The 14930-nt window shown below is 53.3% G+C and carries 10 protein-coding genes; 4 read left to right on the top strand and 6 right to left on the bottom strand.

The window, feature by feature from the left end; genetic code table 11:
- Positions 1-166: 166 nt before the first annotated feature.
- A complete protein-coding gene (gene nagE / locus HV237_RS16905) occupies positions 167-2116 on the top strand; it encodes a PTS N-acetyl glucosamine transporter subunit IIABC (RefSeq protein WP_016152249.1) in 1950 nt (649 codons plus the stop codon).
- A gap of 187 nt (positions 2117-2303) precedes the next feature.
- Complete coding sequence (gene glnS, locus HV237_RS16900; protein WP_016152250.1) at positions 2304-3971, top strand: glutamine--tRNA ligase; 1668 nt, start codon at positions 2304-2306, stop codon at positions 3969-3971.
- Positions 3972-4029: 58 nt separating this feature from the next.
- Here the strand turns inward: glnS and HV237_RS16895 are convergent, their stop codons facing one another.
- The 3 genes from HV237_RS16895 to HV237_RS16885 are packed head-to-tail and all read right to left on the bottom strand — an operon-like array spanning position 4030 to position 8491.
- Positions 4030-5313, bottom strand: coding sequence for an extracellular solute-binding protein (locus tag HV237_RS16895; RefSeq protein WP_181541577.1), 1284 nt, complete (start codon positions 5311-5313; stop codon positions 4030-4032).
- A gap of 33 nt (positions 5314-5346) precedes the next feature.
- Positions 5347-7455 carry an ADP-ribosylglycohydrolase family protein gene (locus HV237_RS16890; protein ID WP_047359490.1) on the bottom strand — a complete coding sequence of 703 codons (2109 nt, stop codon included), beginning with the start codon at positions 7453-7455 and terminating at the stop codon, positions 5347-5349.
- A 34-nt stretch (positions 7456-7489) separates the two neighbouring features.
- A complete protein-coding gene (locus HV237_RS16885) occupies positions 7490-8491 on the bottom strand; it encodes a LacI family DNA-binding transcriptional regulator (protein ID WP_047359489.1) in 1002 nt (333 codons plus the stop codon).
- 636 nt (positions 8492-9127) lie between these two features.
- On the opposite strand from HV237_RS16885, the gene chiP reads away from it, so the two are divergent.
- Both chiP and chiQ read left to right on the top strand, forming a co-directional pair.
- On the top strand, positions 9128-10534 hold the full coding sequence (gene chiP, locus HV237_RS16880) for a chitoporin (protein WP_016152254.1): 1407 nt from the start codon (positions 9128-9130) through the stop codon (positions 10532-10534).
- 49 nt (positions 10535-10583) lie between these two features.
- Positions 10584-10916 (top strand): ChiQ/YbfN family lipoprotein, encoded by a 333-nt coding sequence (chiQ, locus tag HV237_RS16875; RefSeq protein ID WP_016155980.1) that lies wholly within the window; start codon positions 10584-10586, stop codon positions 10914-10916.
- A 51-nt stretch (positions 10917-10967) separates the two neighbouring features.
- Here the strand turns inward: chiQ and HV237_RS16870 are convergent, their stop codons facing one another.
- The 3 genes from HV237_RS16870 to tcuA are packed head-to-tail and all read right to left on the bottom strand — an operon-like array spanning position 10968 to position 14846.
- Positions 10968-12263, bottom strand: a complete 1296-nt coding sequence (locus tag HV237_RS16870) for an MFS transporter (protein WP_016152256.1) — start codon at positions 12261-12263, stop codon at positions 10968-10970.
- Between the two features lie 53 nt (positions 12264-12316).
- On the bottom strand, positions 12317-13456 hold the full coding sequence (gene tcuB / locus HV237_RS16865; RefSeq protein WP_047359488.1) for a tricarballylate utilization 4Fe-4S protein TcuB: 1140 nt from the start codon (positions 13454-13456) through the stop codon (positions 12317-12319).
- A complete protein-coding gene (gene tcuA, locus HV237_RS16860; RefSeq protein WP_016152258.1) occupies positions 13443-14846 on the bottom strand; it encodes an FAD-dependent tricarballylate dehydrogenase TcuA in 1404 nt (467 codons plus the stop codon). The genes tcuB and tcuA overlap by 14 nt, the downstream gene beginning before the upstream one ends.
- Positions 14847-14930: the final 84 nt, after the last annotated feature.

The following is a 14930-nucleotide window of genomic DNA, read 5'->3' as shown; positions in this document are numbered from 1 at the left end:
TCACAAAAAACACGCATTTAATTTGCGATACGAATTAAATTTTCACACACTCTGAATGTAGATGAATGGTTAATATTGTTGTTCCAGAATCTTGCTGTCAGGAATGGTCGCACAATAAAAATATGGCTTCAAAGAAGCCTAATCGGGGTCTCGTAGGGGGAATAAAATGAATATTTTAGGTTTTTTCCAGCGGCTGGGTAGGGCGTTACAGCTCCCCATCGCTGTGCTGCCAGTCGCGGCACTGCTGCTGCGATTCGGCCAACCAGATTTACTTAACGTACCCTTCATCGCGCAAGCGGGTGGGGCCATCTTTGATAACCTGGCGTTAATTTTCGCTATCGGTGTGGCTTCCAGCTGGTCAAAAGACAGCGCGGGTGCTGCAGCGCTGGCGGGTGCGGTCGGTTATTTCATATTGACCAAAGCAATGGTTACCATTAACCCGGCCATCAACATGGGCGTGCTGGCAGGTATCATCACTGGTCTGGTCGGCGGTGCGGTATATAACCGTTGGTCTGGTATCAAACTACCTGACTTCCTGAGCTTCTTTGGCGGCAAACGCTTCGTGCCGATCGCCACTGGCTTCTTCTGTCTGGTGCTGGCTGCTATCTTCGGCTACGTGTGGCCGCCGGTGCAGAACGCCATCCATGCGGGAGGTGAGTGGATCGTAGGCGCTGGCGCGCTGGGTTCCGGTATCTTTGGTTTCATCAACCGTCTGCTGATCCCAACCGGTCTGCATCAGGTGCTGAACACCATCGCCTGGTTCCAGATTGGTGAATTCACTAACGCTGCAGGTACCGTATTCCACGGTGACATCAACCGCTTCTACGCGGGTGACGGCACTGCGGGTATGTTCATGTCTGGCTTCTTCCCGATCATGATGTTTGGTCTGCCGGGTGCGGCGCTGGCAATGTACTTCGCCGCTCCGAAAGCACGTCGTCCGATGGTTGGCGGTATGCTGTTGTCCGTTGCGATCACCGCGTTCCTGACCGGTGTTACCGAGCCGCTGGAATTCCTGTTCATGTTCCTGGCGCCATTGCTGTACCTCCTGCACGCACTGTTAACGGGTATCAGCCTGTTCGTTGCAACACTGCTGGGGATCCACGCGGGCTTCTCCTTCTCCGCAGGTGCTATCGACTACGTGTTGATGTACAACCTGCCGGCGGCGAGTCAGAACGTCTGGATGCTGGTCGTGATGGGCCTGGTGTTCTTCGTCATTTACTTTGTGTTGTTCAGCGCGGTTATTCGTATGTTTAACCTGAAAACGCCGGGCCGTGAAGATAAAGAAGACGATATCGTTACTGAAGAAGCGAACAGCAACACTGAAGAAGGTCTGGCTCAACTGGCAACCAACTACATTGCAGCAGTTGGCGGTACCGATAACCTGAAAGCGATTGATGCCTGTATCACTCGTCTACGTCTGACCGTTGCCGACTCCGGTCGCGTAAATGATGCGATGTGTAAACGTTTAGGCGCATCTGGAGTGGTTAAGCTGAACAAGCAAACTATCCAGGTCATCGTGGGTGCGAAGGCCGAATCTATCGGCGACGAAATGAAGAAAGTTGTCGCGCGTGGCCCGGTGGCTGCAGCGTCTGGTGAAAGTGCGCCAGCAGCAGCGGCTCCGGTTGCTAAACCGCAAGCTGTAGCGAACGCTGTAACCGTTGAAACTTTAGTTTCTCCGATTACCGGTGACGTGGTTGCGCTGGAGCAGGTGCCTGATGAAGCCTTCGCCAGCAAAGCTGTAGGCGACGGCGTGGCGGTGAAGCCAACGGATAAAATCGTGGTTGCTCCGGCTGCCGGCACCATCGTGAAAATCTTCAACACTAACCATGCGTTCTGTCTGGAAACCGTTAAAGGCGCGGAAATCGTGGTCCACATGGGTATCGATACAGTAGCGCTGGAAGGTAAAGGCTTTAAGCGTCTGGTTGAAGAAGGTGCGGAAGTGACTGCAGGTCAACCGATTCTGGAAATGGATCTGGAGTTCCTGAACGCTAACGCACGTTCCATGATTAGCCCGGTTGTGTGCAGCAACAGCGATGATTTCGGTGCTCTGGTCATTAAAGCCGAAGGTCATGTGGTTGCTGGTCAAACACCACTGTATGAGATTAAAGGTAAATAACTGCTCCTGAGTAAAGTGAGTTAAGTGCCTTAAGCGGCGGGGGATATTCCTCCGCCGCTTTTTTTTGCAGCAAATACCCTCATATATCCTGTTGAAACACCTTTTTTGTGCAACTAATAGTTGTCTCCTGACGTCGCTTATAAGATCATGTTCCGTTATACGTTGTTTACGCTTTGAGGAATCCACGATGAGTGAGGCTGAAGCCCGCCCGAGTAACTTTATTCGTCAGATCATCGATGAAGATCTGGCCAGTGGTAAGCACACCACTATCCATACACGTTTTCCGCCGGAGCCAAATGGCTATCTGCACATTGGCCACGCGAAATCCATTTGTCTGAACTTTGGCATTGCGCAAGATTACCAGGGCCAGTGCAACCTGCGTTTTGATGATACGAACCCGGTTAAAGAAGATATCGAGTACGTTGAGTCGATTAAAAACGACGTTGAATGGTTAGGTTTCCACTGGACTGGCGATATTCGCTACTCTTCGGATTACTTCGATCAGCTTCACGCCTATGCGGTAGAGCTTATTAATAAAGGCCTGGCGTACGTTGATGAACTGTCAGCGGAGGAGATCCGCGAATACCGCGGCACTCTGACGCAGCCAGGTAAAAACAGCCCGTTCCGCGATCGTAGCGTCGAAGAGAACCTGGCACTGTTCGAAAAAATGCGTACCGGTGGTTTTGAAGAAGGTAAAGCCTGCCTGCGCGCGAAAATCGATATGGCTTCGCCGTTTATCGTGATGCGTGATCCGGTGCTGTACCGTATTAAGTTCGCCGAACACCACCAGACCGGCAACAAGTGGTGCATCTACCCGATGTACGATTTTACCCACTGCATCAGCGATGCGCTGGAAGGCATTACACATTCACTGTGTACGCTGGAGTTCCAGGATAACCGTCGTTTGTACGACTGGGTGCTGGACAACATCACCATTCCGGTTCACCCGCGCCAGTACGAATTCTCGCGCCTGAATCTGGAATACACCGTGATGTCCAAACGCAAGCTGAACCTGCTGGTGACCGACAAGCACGTTGAAGGTTGGGACGATCCGCGTATGCCGACGATTTCTGGCCTGCGTCGTCGTGGTTATACCGCTGCCGCTATTCGTGAGTTCTGCAAACGCATTGGCGTGACCAAGCAGGATAACACCATTGAGATCGCTTCTCTGGAGTCCTGCATTCGCGAAGATCTGAACGAAAACGCCCCGCGCGCGATGGCAGTTATCGATCCGGTGAAACTGGTTATCGAAAACTACCCGCAGGGCGAAAGCGAGTTGGTTACCATGCCTAACCATCCGAACAAACCGGAAATGGGCAGCCGTGAAGTGCCGTTTAGCGGTGAAATTTGGATCGATCGCGCAGACTTCCGCGAAGAAGCGAACAAGCAGTACAAGCGTCTGGTGATGGGCAAAGAAGTACGTCTGCGTAATGCTTACGTGATCAAGGCTGAACGTGTAGAGAAAGATGCAGAAGGAAATATCACCACCATTTTCTGCACCTACGATGCCGACACCCTGAGCAAAGATCCGGCTGATGGCCGTAAAGTAAAAGGTGTTATTCACTGGGTGAGCGCGTCCCATGCGCTGCCGATTGAAATCCGTTTGTACGATCGTCTGTTTAGCGTGCCAAACCCAGGTGCGGCGGAAGACTTCCTGTCCGTTATCAACCCGGAATCGCTGGTCATTAAGCAGGGCTACGGTGAGCCGTCACTGCAGGCTGCGATTGCAGGTAAAGCGTTCCAGTTTGAGCGTGAAGGCTATTTCTGCCTGGACAGCCGCTATGCAACGGCTGACAAGCTGGTATTTAACCGCACTGTAGGTCTGCGCGATACGTGGGCTAAAGTCGGCGAGTAATTGCTGTCACACTGCCTCAAACGCCGCCAACGCGACGTTTGAGGCGGATTTTTCTGTTTTACTTATGCTGCATTAACGCCTGAACCCGCTGCTGGCTGCGTTCCAGCACCACCGATGTCTCCTGCTTACCCACCGTCGCCTGATTGACCATTTCACTGAGGATCATCGAGCCGGTAATATCCCCCATCCGCGTAAAGTTCTTCTCGCCGACCGATCCAAAGACCTGCATATTCGGGTACTGGGCAATCAGCTGTTCAGGGAGAGTTCCAAAGACTTTGACTGCAGGGTTGTCCTTCCAGCTGACGTTTTGCGCGGCGGCCTTCGTCACCGGCAGCATCGCCCCCGGCGACATCAATACCCAGTCAGCCGCGTTCTGCGCCTGTCCCATAAAGCTGACAAATTTTTCGGCGGCTTTCGTTTCTGCCTCAGTCTGACCGGCTGTGAGCGTTAATGATGTGATAACGCCAAATACGGCAGGTGATTTTTCGCTCGGCACGACAAAGCCTAAATCCGCCAGTGAACCATCCTGATAAATCGCTGGCAGGATGTAGGTCGAATAGACCGCCATCGGCGCGGTGCCGTTCATAAAGGCGTCTTTGATCTCTGTTACGTTGTTCGAGCCAGGCATGGTATAGCGGGCCAGTTCGCGATAATAGTTCAGCGAGGCCTGCATTTCCGCTGAGTTAACCGTGATGTCGCCGTTTGCGTTGAACACATTGGCACCGTTTGAAAGTGCGAACTGGGAGAAGGTTTGTTCGCTCATGACGCTTTCAGCCGTCGGCAGCGCGATGCCATATTTTTTACTGGCGCTGTCGGTCAGCCTGCGTGCCGCTTCCAGCAGCTGCGTCCAGTTTTTGGGTTCGTCGATTCCTGCTTTAGCCAGTACCGATTTCCGATACCAGACTCCCTGTAGCCAGGCGCTGATCGGCACGCCGGTATAGGCCGTTCCGTCTTCGGTACGAACAATGCGCAGCACGCCGTCGTAGAAGGCGCTTTCGCCTTGCCTGTCGATCAGCGTTTTCACCGCTTTGTGGTCGATAAGCTGCTCTTTATCCATGACTTTGGCATAGTCATGGCTGACCTCGACGACCTCCGGCAGTGACCCTGAGCGGGCGAGGGTAATGATTTTAGTATTATAGGCATCCTCTTCGACGGGAACCTGCTTCACAATAATATCCGGATTCTCTTGCTGAAAGCGGTTGATGATCCCGGCAATGACGGTCTGGCGCTCCTGCTCAACGGCGGAGTGCATAAATTCGATGGTCACCTGCTGCGGTTTATCCTCACAGCCTGAAAGCAAAACGGCGGTTACCAGCGCCAGCATTGTTTTTGGTATGTTCATTTTTAATCCCTTGTTGTCGTCCATTTCCGTTAATTAACAACTGGCGCTGATATGGATAGCGTCCGTCGACAGCGCACCCGCACAAATCAGTAAACCGATCCCGCCATCCATCAAGGCTTCGTGTTCAGCGTCCTCCACGTGCAGCGTTTTACCGTCAACGGTCGCGGAGATAATCTGCCCGTTGACGCTAATATCGAACGACACAGGGCGCTCGTACACGTCGGACAACGCCGCTTCTGCCAGAACTTTGGTGCTGGTGTCGCGCACGCGGACGATCTGTAATTTCCCGTCGCGCAGGATGCGCGCGGCGTAATAGCGCCTCATCCCCTGCACCCGAAAAGCCAGACCGCCGTACTCCCCTGAATGCAGCGTAATGTCACTCTGAACGCGGTAGTTATCCCACTGCCGCGTTCCGTGAATAATCAATCCCTCGTCGTACTCTTTGGAGATGCGAAAGCTGGTGGGATAGTGGCGTGAAAAGAGATCCACGCCGTTTACCCAGGCCCGCCACCAAAAATTAGTTTCCCCTGTGGGTTTACGCAGGGTCAGCTCAGGTGTGCCATCCCAGCGCATACTGTCGATGAGCAGGCGACCGCGGGCAACGCGGGCATCTGTGCTGATTGTTACGCCAATCTCGCCGATCGGTTGGCCCTGGCAGTCCGGGAGATCCAACGCCAGCGTTAGCGATTCACCCGGGGCTATACTCTGCGCGTCGCCGTACTGGGGCGTCAGCTGATTGTTGTCATCATAAACCCGGTAGCAGAGCCGCACGTTTAACGCGGATGTGTTATCCGGTGGCGCAATCAGGGTGGCCTGAAGACGCTGACCTGGGTAGATAAGTGGGGTAGCCATTAAATCGTAGCTGCGCATTTCCACGATTTCAGGCGGGGTAAAGGTTTGCGTGGTCACGCTGGCGTGAAGTCCGGGCGCAAGATGGCGATAGTGCAGACTCAACATCTGCCGCCCCAGGTGCGCCTCATTCTTAACCTCAACCGCGGCCGCATTTTCTTCATTAAGCCAGCGGAAACCCTGCACGCTGCCCGGTAGTGAGAAATGGTACTGCGCGCCGGATTTTTTGGCTTCAGGGCGCGGCAGACCGGCAATCTGGTGTCCCAGCCCGACCAGGTAATCGGTGATCCGCACGGCGTTGTTTATGGAGAACCCCCCGTCGGCTGAGGAGATCAGCATTCTGTCCGCCAGCGGCCCGCGCCAGTCCGGGCCTGCGTCAATACCCTGGAGTCCCAGCATAATGCCGGACAGACAGCCGACATTCCCCGCATTGCAGTCAGTGTCCCATCCTGACGTATTGACAATGCACTGGGCCTGCTGGAAGTCGTCCGGCGCGTAAAGGATCGCCATAATCATCAGCGCATGATTAGGGATGATGTGACAATTGCTGGGATATTTGTGATAGCCATAGTTGTCGTCGATTCGCTGCCGGGTCGTCTGCCAGTCGTTATCTTCCCGTCGCCAGCGACGGATATCGCCAACCAACTGGGCTATTTGCGACTCTGCCGGGATCACGGATAGTCCGACGTCAATAAGCTGTTCGATCTCCTGGCAGATAAAGGCCTGTGATTCCATCGCCGCCCAGAGCATAGCGGCATACACCGCTTCACCGTCATGGCTCACGCTGGCGGCATTTTTGGCAAGTTCTGCCGCCAGACGGGGTTGTCCCGGTGCGACAAGCGCCCAGCTATCAATAAAGATTTGTGCGCCAATCTGTTCGGCAATCGTTTTCCCGTTGGTCGCAATGGCTCCGCTTAGCGGAGCCGGAATGCCTTTTTTGAGATTCAGCCAGGCGGTGTGTTCCGTCGAATTACCGTTGCCGCCCCACCAGAGGATGGTGCGTTTATCAATGATGTAATTAAGCCAGCAGTGACCCATCTGTTCCGCGCTCAGATCCGGCGGCAGGGCATAATCTTCCAGTGCGCGGATAAAGGTAAAGGTTCCGGCGACATCATCGTCGGTGACAACCAGCGGACGGTTAAATTTTTCGTGGACGTAATACTGGATCGGCCCCAGCTCCTGCATAATTTTTTCGTAGGTCCATCCTTCGAAAGGGCGGCCAAGGTAGACGCCGATTAATTTCCCTAACACCCCTGCATAAACGCGCGACTCATAATCTGAAGGCAAATCCATCTGTTTGATCCTTGTGTGGTGTTTTATCAGCCGTTCAGGCGGATTCTCTTTTTACCAGGCCCCAGGGCATTTCTGTGGTGCTGCCCTGGAGCGGTGCGGTGATATCAGTTTGCGCCAGGAGGAGGGCGGCCGCTTTTTGCCCAAGCTGCTCCGGGTACTGGGCGATAGTGGTCAGGGAAGGGGTTACCAGCCCGGCGGCGGGAATATCATCGAACCCCATCACCGCAAGCTGCTCCGGGATCGTGATGCCTTTCTCCCTTGCGGCACGCATCACGCCGATAGCCATTAAATCGTTGGCGGCGAAAATCGCATCCGGGAGCGTACCGTCATTAATCAGCTGCATCGCGATCTGATAGCCGCTCTGTTCGTTAAAACCTGGCAGAATTTTGATGCGCGGAAGGCGGCCGGCCTGGGTCATCGCCTGGCGATATCCTTCCACTCTGGCAGGCTCAGGACCGCCAGCGCTGGCGATCATCGTGATATTTCGGTGCCCCTGTGCCAGCAGATATTCGACGGCGCTGCGCGCGGCAGCGGCGTTGTCGATATAAACATTATGCAGCGGTAGCGGGCCGCTTTTTTTCATCCTGGCTTCAATACGTGCAATCGGGATCCCTGCCTGAAGATACGGGGCAAAATCTTTCATCCCGACGTTAAAAAATGTCCCCACCACGGCGTCGACCCGCCCCTGCGCTGACCAGCGCAAAAAATGCAGCTCTCTTTCCCGTAATCCATCGGTGCTGGCCACGATCGCATCGTAGTGATACCTATCCGTCACCGATTGAACACCACGGACGAGCGAGGCATAAAAAGGGTTGGCGATATCCGGCACGATGCAGGCGATCGACATGGTTTTATTGGTTTTCAGCGCTTGTGCAAAACGGTTCGGTATATATCCCAGCTGATTAGCCGCTTGCTCAACCCGGCTCACTGTCTCCTGTGGATAGGTGTGATTTCCTTTGGTGAGTACCACGGATACCACCGCCTGTGAAACGCCAGCCAGGGCCGCAACGTCTTTCTGCGTGATGCGTTTTGTCATTTATTTATCAACTTATACGTATAACCTGCATCTTTGAATAATGGGACACCCGGTAGCTGTCAATAAAAACCTTATAAAGTGAGTGTATTTGTGTGGAAAATCCGAGGACGGTCACATCAACGATGGAGAGTGAATTCAGGAGTTCAAACGTTCTGTTTGCAGAGCGAATTAATGACGCTCGAGAATTAATTTGTTTTGCGAATGCAAAGACAATTATTAGGGGTGGAATTATATATATAATAATAAAATTGAAGATATCTATATGTATATAAAGTGTTTTTTCTTGTTTTTGTGACTTTTTTTACTCCCAAAGCAAAATGTAACAGAAAACAAGAAAATATGTGCGGTTGCTCATACTATTACATACTCGTTACAGAAAGAGATTGATAATTCGCGTCGCGAAAAATAGTCTATTCATTGTAGTCACTGAGGTTTTCTCAGCGCTACTTTTTTAATTTTTGTTTTTTCGCTGTCCGCTTTTGTCGGCAGCATTTTATACCCAATGGATTTCGAGTTGCATCAAGGCGGAGACGCAGCGCGTGCGCTGTCCCCGAAGGGGCGAGGCCAAAGGCCGAGTAAAGCCAACACCGATGCAGCTTGAAAAACGAAGGGTTATACGTCAAAGAGGATTAACATATGCGTACGTTTAGTGGCAAACGTAGTACGCTGGCGCTGGCTATCGCCGGTATCACAGCAATGTCGGGTTTCGTTGTCGCTCCCCAGGTACACGCCGAAGGATTTATTGATGACTCAACCTTAACCGGCGGCATCTATTACTGGCAGCGTGAGCGTGACCGTAAAGATGTGACCGATCACGACAAATACAAAACCAACCTTTCTCACTCCACCTGGAACGCTAACCTCGACTTCCAGTCCGGTTATGCGGCTGATATGTTTGGTATTGATATCGCAGCATTTACCGCTATTGAAATGAACGAAAGTAGCGAAAGCGGCCATCCAAACGAAATTGCATTCTCGTCAAAAAATAAAGGCTATGATGAAGATTACTCCGGCGATAAGAGCGGAATTAGCCTTTATAAAGCAGCAGCCAAATTTAAATTTGGCCCAACCTGGGCGCGCGCCGGTTACATTCAACCAACCGGACAGACTCTGTTGGCTCCGCACTGGAGCTTTATGCCAGGTACCTATCAGGGTGCTGAAGCCGGAGCCAACTTCGACTATGGTGATGCTGGTGCACTGAGCTTCTCCTATATGTGGGCCAACGAATATAAAGCACCATGGCACACTGAAGTCGATAAATTCTATCAGGCTGATAAAAAGACCAGCGTAGATTATCTGCACTCAATCGGCGCGAAATATGACTTCAAAAATAACCTGTTGCTGGAAGCCGCATTTGGTCAGTCTGAAGGCTACGTCGATCAGTACTTCGCAAAAGCCAGCTATAAATTCGATTTAGGCGGTAACCCGTTTACCACCAGCTACCAGTTCTACGGTGCGCGCGACAAAGTTGATGATCGCACCGTGAACGATATTTATGACGGTACGGCCTGGCTGCAGGCGCTGACCTTTGGCTACAAAGTGGCGGAAGTGGTTGACCTGCGTCTGGAAGGGACCTGGGTTAAAGCGGACGGGCAGCAGGGGTACTTCCTGCAGCGTATGACCCCGACCTACGCCTCATCAAACGGTCGCCTGGATATCTGGTGGGATAACCGTTCCGACTTCAACGCCAACGGCGAAAAGGCTGTCTTCTTCGGCGCAATGTATGACCTGAAGAACTGGAATTTGCCGGGCTGGGCAGTGGGCGCGTCCTACGTTTACGCATGGGATGCCAAGCCATCAACCTGGCAGATCAATCCGGATGCGTATTACGACAAAAACCGGACTATCGAAGAATCTTCTTACAGCCTGGATGCGGTCTATACCCTGCAAGAGGGGCGTGCGAAGGGCACCATGTTTAAACTGCACTTCACCCAGTACGACAACCATTCAGACATTCCGAGCTGGGGCGGTGGTTACGGCAACATCTTCCAGGATGAGCGCGACGTGAAATTCATCGTTATTGCTCCGTTCACCATCTTCTAATGCCAACAGCGGCAGGCCGGGCGCCTGCCGCATCGTTGAGGAAAGTGTTATGAAAAAACTGATACTCATCGCTGTTATGGCATCCGGGCTGGTGGCTTGCGCGCAATCCCCGGCACCAAAAGAAGACAGTCGTCTGAAAGAAGCCTACAGCGCCTGTATTACTACCGCGCAAGGATCGCCGGAGAAAATCGAAGCCTGCCAAAGCGTGTTGAATGTGCTGAAGAAAGAAAAGCAGCATCAGCAGTTTGCCAATGAAGAAAGCGTACGCGTACTGGATTATCAGCAATGCATCCAGGCCACGCGCACGGGTAATGGTCAGTCCGTTAATGCTGATTGCGACAAGGTCTGGCAGGAAATTCGTAGCAAGAATACTGCGCAGTAAATCGAAAAATGAAACAGACAACGGGCGGAGAGTTTTCCGCCCGTTTGCATTTCAGGGTTTATATTCCACCGGTTGATAACTCCGACTCAGCCGGACAAACAGCATTGCCGTGGCGGCGAGCCCGCAAAGTGCCGCACACATCAGCCACCACCCCGGTGAGCTTTTATCCCCGGTTAGCTGGACCAGCGCTGTGGAGATGACTGGAGTAAGGCCGCCAAAAATCGCCGTGGCAAGACTGAATGCCAGTGAAAAGCCCACCGTACGCACATAGACAGGCATCACCTCGGTGAGTGCGGCGACCATTGCCCCGTTGTACATACCAAAAAAGAACGAGAACCAAAGCAGAACCAGCGTCATGCGCGTGAAATCTGGCGCGGCGGTGAGCCAGTGCATAACCGGCCAGGTGGTGATCAGTGCAAGGATGGTAATCCCCATCAACACCGGACGACGACCAATTCGGTCAGAAATCGCCCCGCCAATCGGCAGCCAGATAAAATTAGAAATACCGACCAGCATGGTGACGATCAGGCTGTCGCGAGCGCTCAGGTGAAGTACAGCCCTACCGTAGGTCGGTGTGTAGACGGTAATAAAGTAGAACGTCGTTGTGGTCATCGCCACCAGCAGCGTACCCGCAGCGATGAGACGCCAGTTTTTGATGATGGTAGTAAAAATTTCCCTGGTGTCGGGACGGTGTGTGCGTTGTAAAAAGGCGTCTGTTTCCTGAAGCGAGCGGCGGAGCACAAAGATCAAAGGAATAATCATGCAACCAATAAAGAATGGAATACGCCAGCCCCATTCAGAGATCTCATCGTGTCCCAGGGTGGCGTTCAGGCCGTAACCAATCAGAGCCGCCACCACAATGGCGACCTGTTGACTGGCGGACTGCCAGCTGGTGTAGAAGCCTTTATTGCCAGGGGTGGCGATTTCAGAAAGATAAACCGAGACGCCGCCCAGTTCCACCCCTGCAGAAAAGCCCTGTAATAATCGGCCGAGTAATACCAGGACAGGGGCCAGCAGACCAATACTGTGATAACCGGGTACTAGGGCAATCAGCAGGGTACCGCAGCCCATAATCGCTAGCGTCACCATCAGTCCTTTACGGCGACCAATTCTGTCGATATAAGCACCCAGCACAATTGCGCCAACAGGCCGCATTAAGAAACCTGAACCAAACACGGCGAAAGTTAACATTAGCCCGGCAAATTCACTCTCTGCAGGAAAGAAGGTCTTTGCGATATAGGTGGCGTAAAAACCGAACAGAAAAAAGTCAAACTGTTCGAGGAAATTACCGCTGGTTACCCGCAGTATTGCGCCGAAAGTTCCGGCGCGCGATGGTTGTTGTGTCATTGGGTTTGCTCCACTGTCTTATCATAATATTTATAGAGGTAAGAGTTTGCGGGTTAGTCGCCTGCGACCCCCGCCTGTTTGCCGCGCCGTTTCTCAATCGCCCACTTGAGTAAGGCTGCGCAGCGGTAAAATCCGTGGGCAAATTTTCCATAAGGAATGGTCAGAAAGAGCGCCATGACCACGCCGAGGTGAATGGCGAGCCAAATAGCCATCCAGGAGGTGTCTCTTCCCGCCAGCAGCGCTAAACCTGTCAGACTGGTCAGGAGCAGCAGCAAAATAAAACCGCGATCCATCGGTTTTTGCCGAGCGTCGCCATGCAGCGGTGAGCGCTTAAAATTGAGCCATAGCAAGCCAGCCGGGCCGACAACCAGGCCAATGCCGCCCAACGTGCCCAGCATTACCGGAACGCTGAAGAACGGATAGGGCGCTTCTATACCTGCAAAGTAGTGATAGCCCGTTGCCACCACGGTGGCGGCAAAGCAGAGCATAAAACCGTAGAAGGTGAAGTGATGGAAACGGCGGCGCATCAGGGTGAAGGCATCATCTGCTTCGTTACAACCTTTGCCATGCCCACCATCGAGATACTTCAGCGTCAGCGCATTGTGTGAGGCTTCAGCAATTTCGGCGGAACGCGGCACACCCGGAGAGATTTCGCGCCAGAAGCGCAGAACGCCCGCCATCAGCAGACCTATCGCCAGAATAAATACCGAACCAAACATCCATGCGAGCAGGTTATGCGGGAAAATTTGATAAAAATCCCCGGCCAGCGGAGGATGGAATAACGAGCCCTTTAAACTCATGGCGAGGAGTAAAAACAGGATCAGACCGAAAACCAGCGCCAGCGTCACGGTGATGCCTGCGCGACGATAAAGCGCGCCAAAGGCGGCGGGTTGCGCGTAGTGCTGATAGGTTTCGAGCCGCACTTCCGCCATCGCCTTCGGTACGTTGATGGCAAATTCATGAGGTGGGGCATACTGACACGCGTGCAGGCAGGCGCCGCAGTTATGGCACAAGTTAGCCAGATAATTGATATCCGCTTTACCGAATTCCAGGCGCTGAGTCATTGCCGGGAACACGGCGCAAAAACCTTCACAATAGCGGCAGGCGTTACAGACCTGCATTACACGTTCAACTTCCGCTTCCGGCTCGGTGATTATTTGCGCTTCGATGATCAGTTTCTCAAGCTGCTTCATGACGTGCCTCCTTACGTGCTGCCAGCGCGGCTTCTTTTCCGGCAATGCGGCCAAAGGTTGTCCCGATCGACATGCCCACGCCAGCGGTGTAACCCTTGCCCAACACGTTGCCCGCCATCATCTCTCCGGCGACGAACAGGTTGCGGCTTGGCTGCCCGGCAAAGTGCACGGCAGCGCGTTCGTTCACTTTTAACCCAAGATAGGTGAAGGTGATCCCTGGCCGCAGGGCATAGCCGTAGTAAGGTGGCTGGTCCAGCGGTCGCGCCCAGTGTGTTTTCGCGGGGGTTAACTTCTTCGTCGTGCAGTTGTCCAGGACGGTATGGTCGAACTGACCTGGCTGGCAGGCGTTGTTGTACGCCGTCACGGTGTGGGTAAAGCGTTCGGCATCCAACCCCAACTGATGCGCCAACTCCGCCAGCGTATTCGCCTGTGCGCCGGGGAATACCGGTGGCATAAAGTGGCCGATGGCTTTACTGTCGATAATGGAATAGCCAATCTGTCCTGGCTGTTGGGCGACCAGGCGTCCCCAAATGGCGTAGCGTTTGGGCCAGAAATCTTCGCCTTCATCATAAAAACGTTCTGCGTCACGGTTGACTACTATGCCGAGTGAAACGCAGTCCACGCGGGTGCAAATCCCGCCGTCATATAATGGCGCTCTGGCATCAATGGCGACGCAGTGTGACTGGGAGGGTTCGCCGATGATGTCCGCCCCGGCATCCATCATAAATTTAAGCAGTACGCCCTGATTAAAGCGCGTGCCGCGAATCAGGAAGTTATCCGCAGGCCACTCGCCGCGGGCGTTTTCTCCCCAGGCTTCGCGCAGCCATTCGCGGTTTGACTCAAATCCGCCAGCGGCAAGCACGCAGGACTTAGCGGTTATGCGCTCTTCGCCTGCCAGCGCTGCCACAAACTCACCGTTATGCAGTTCAAGCGCCTGCACCGGTGTGTTATAGCGGATTTGCACGCCTAACTTTTCTGCGCTGCGATAATAGGCATTCACGAGGGCTTTCCCGCCCCCCATAAAAAAGGCGTTGGTTCGCGCTACGTGTAAAGCACCGGAGAGAGGAGGTTGAAAATTAACGCCGTGTTGGCGCATCCAGTCGCGGCATTGTGAAGAGGTGCGGATCACCAGACGCGCCAGGGCTTCGTTAGTATTTCCCTCGGTGACGCGCCGCAGATCCTGCCAGAACTCCTCTTCAGGATAGCTTTCCACCAGTACATCCTGCGGCGCGTCATGCATACAGCGCAGATTACGCGTGTGTTGAGAATTTCCTCCGCGCCATTCCCGTGGAGCCGCTTCGAGCAAGAGTACCGAAGCTCCTTGCTCACGGGCGGTTAGGGCAGCACATAACGCGGCATTGCCACCGCCAATCACCAGAACATCAACCATCGTATACTCCATTACCATTTAACTAATTGTTAAATTTGTAATTGAAATGTATACGCACAGCTTGTGCAGGCGCTATGACGAAGT

It is taken from the genome of Citrobacter sp. RHBSTW-00570, from assembly GCF_013739755.1.
Classification (GTDB): domain Bacteria; phylum Pseudomonadota; class Gammaproteobacteria; order Enterobacterales; family Enterobacteriaceae; genus Citrobacter; species Citrobacter braakii.
The sequence above is the reverse complement of the archived record's forward strand: the minus strand, read 5'-3'. Positions and strand labels throughout refer to the sequence as shown.

What these genes read in the sequence shown, in the direction of transcription:
- nagE (WP_016152249.1), top strand. Translation starts at nt 167, where the DNA reads ATGAATATTTTAGGTTTTTTCCAGCGGCTGGGTAGGGCGTTACAGCTC.
- glnS (WP_016152250.1), top strand. Translation starts at nt 2,304, where the DNA reads ATGAGTGAGGCTGAAGCCCGCCCGAGTAACTTTATTCGTCAGATCATC.
- HV237_RS16895 (WP_181541577.1), bottom strand. Translation starts at nt 5,313, where the DNA reads ATGAACATACCAAAAACAATGCTGGCGCTGGTAACCGCCGTTTTGCTT.
- HV237_RS16890 (WP_047359490.1), bottom strand. Translation starts at nt 7,455, where the DNA reads ATGGATTTGCCTTCAGATTATGAGTCGCGCGTTTATGCAGGGGTGTTA.
- HV237_RS16885 (WP_047359489.1), bottom strand. Translation starts at nt 8,491, where the DNA reads ATGACAAAACGCATCACGCAGAAAGACGTTGCGGCCCTGGCTGGCGTT.
- chiP (WP_016152254.1), top strand. Translation starts at nt 9,128, where the DNA reads ATGCGTACGTTTAGTGGCAAACGTAGTACGCTGGCGCTGGCTATCGCC.
- chiQ (WP_016155980.1), top strand. Translation starts at nt 10,584, where the DNA reads ATGAAAAAACTGATACTCATCGCTGTTATGGCATCCGGGCTGGTGGCT.
- HV237_RS16870 (WP_016152256.1), bottom strand. Translation starts at nt 12,263, where the DNA reads ATGACACAACAACCATCGCGCGCCGGAACTTTCGGCGCAATACTGCGG.
- tcuB (WP_047359488.1), bottom strand. Translation starts at nt 13,456, where the DNA reads ATGAAGCAGCTTGAGAAACTGATCATCGAAGCGCAAATAATCACCGAG.
- tcuA (WP_016152258.1), bottom strand. Translation starts at nt 14,846, where the DNA reads ATGGTTGATGTTCTGGTGATTGGCGGTGGCAATGCCGCGTTATGTGCT.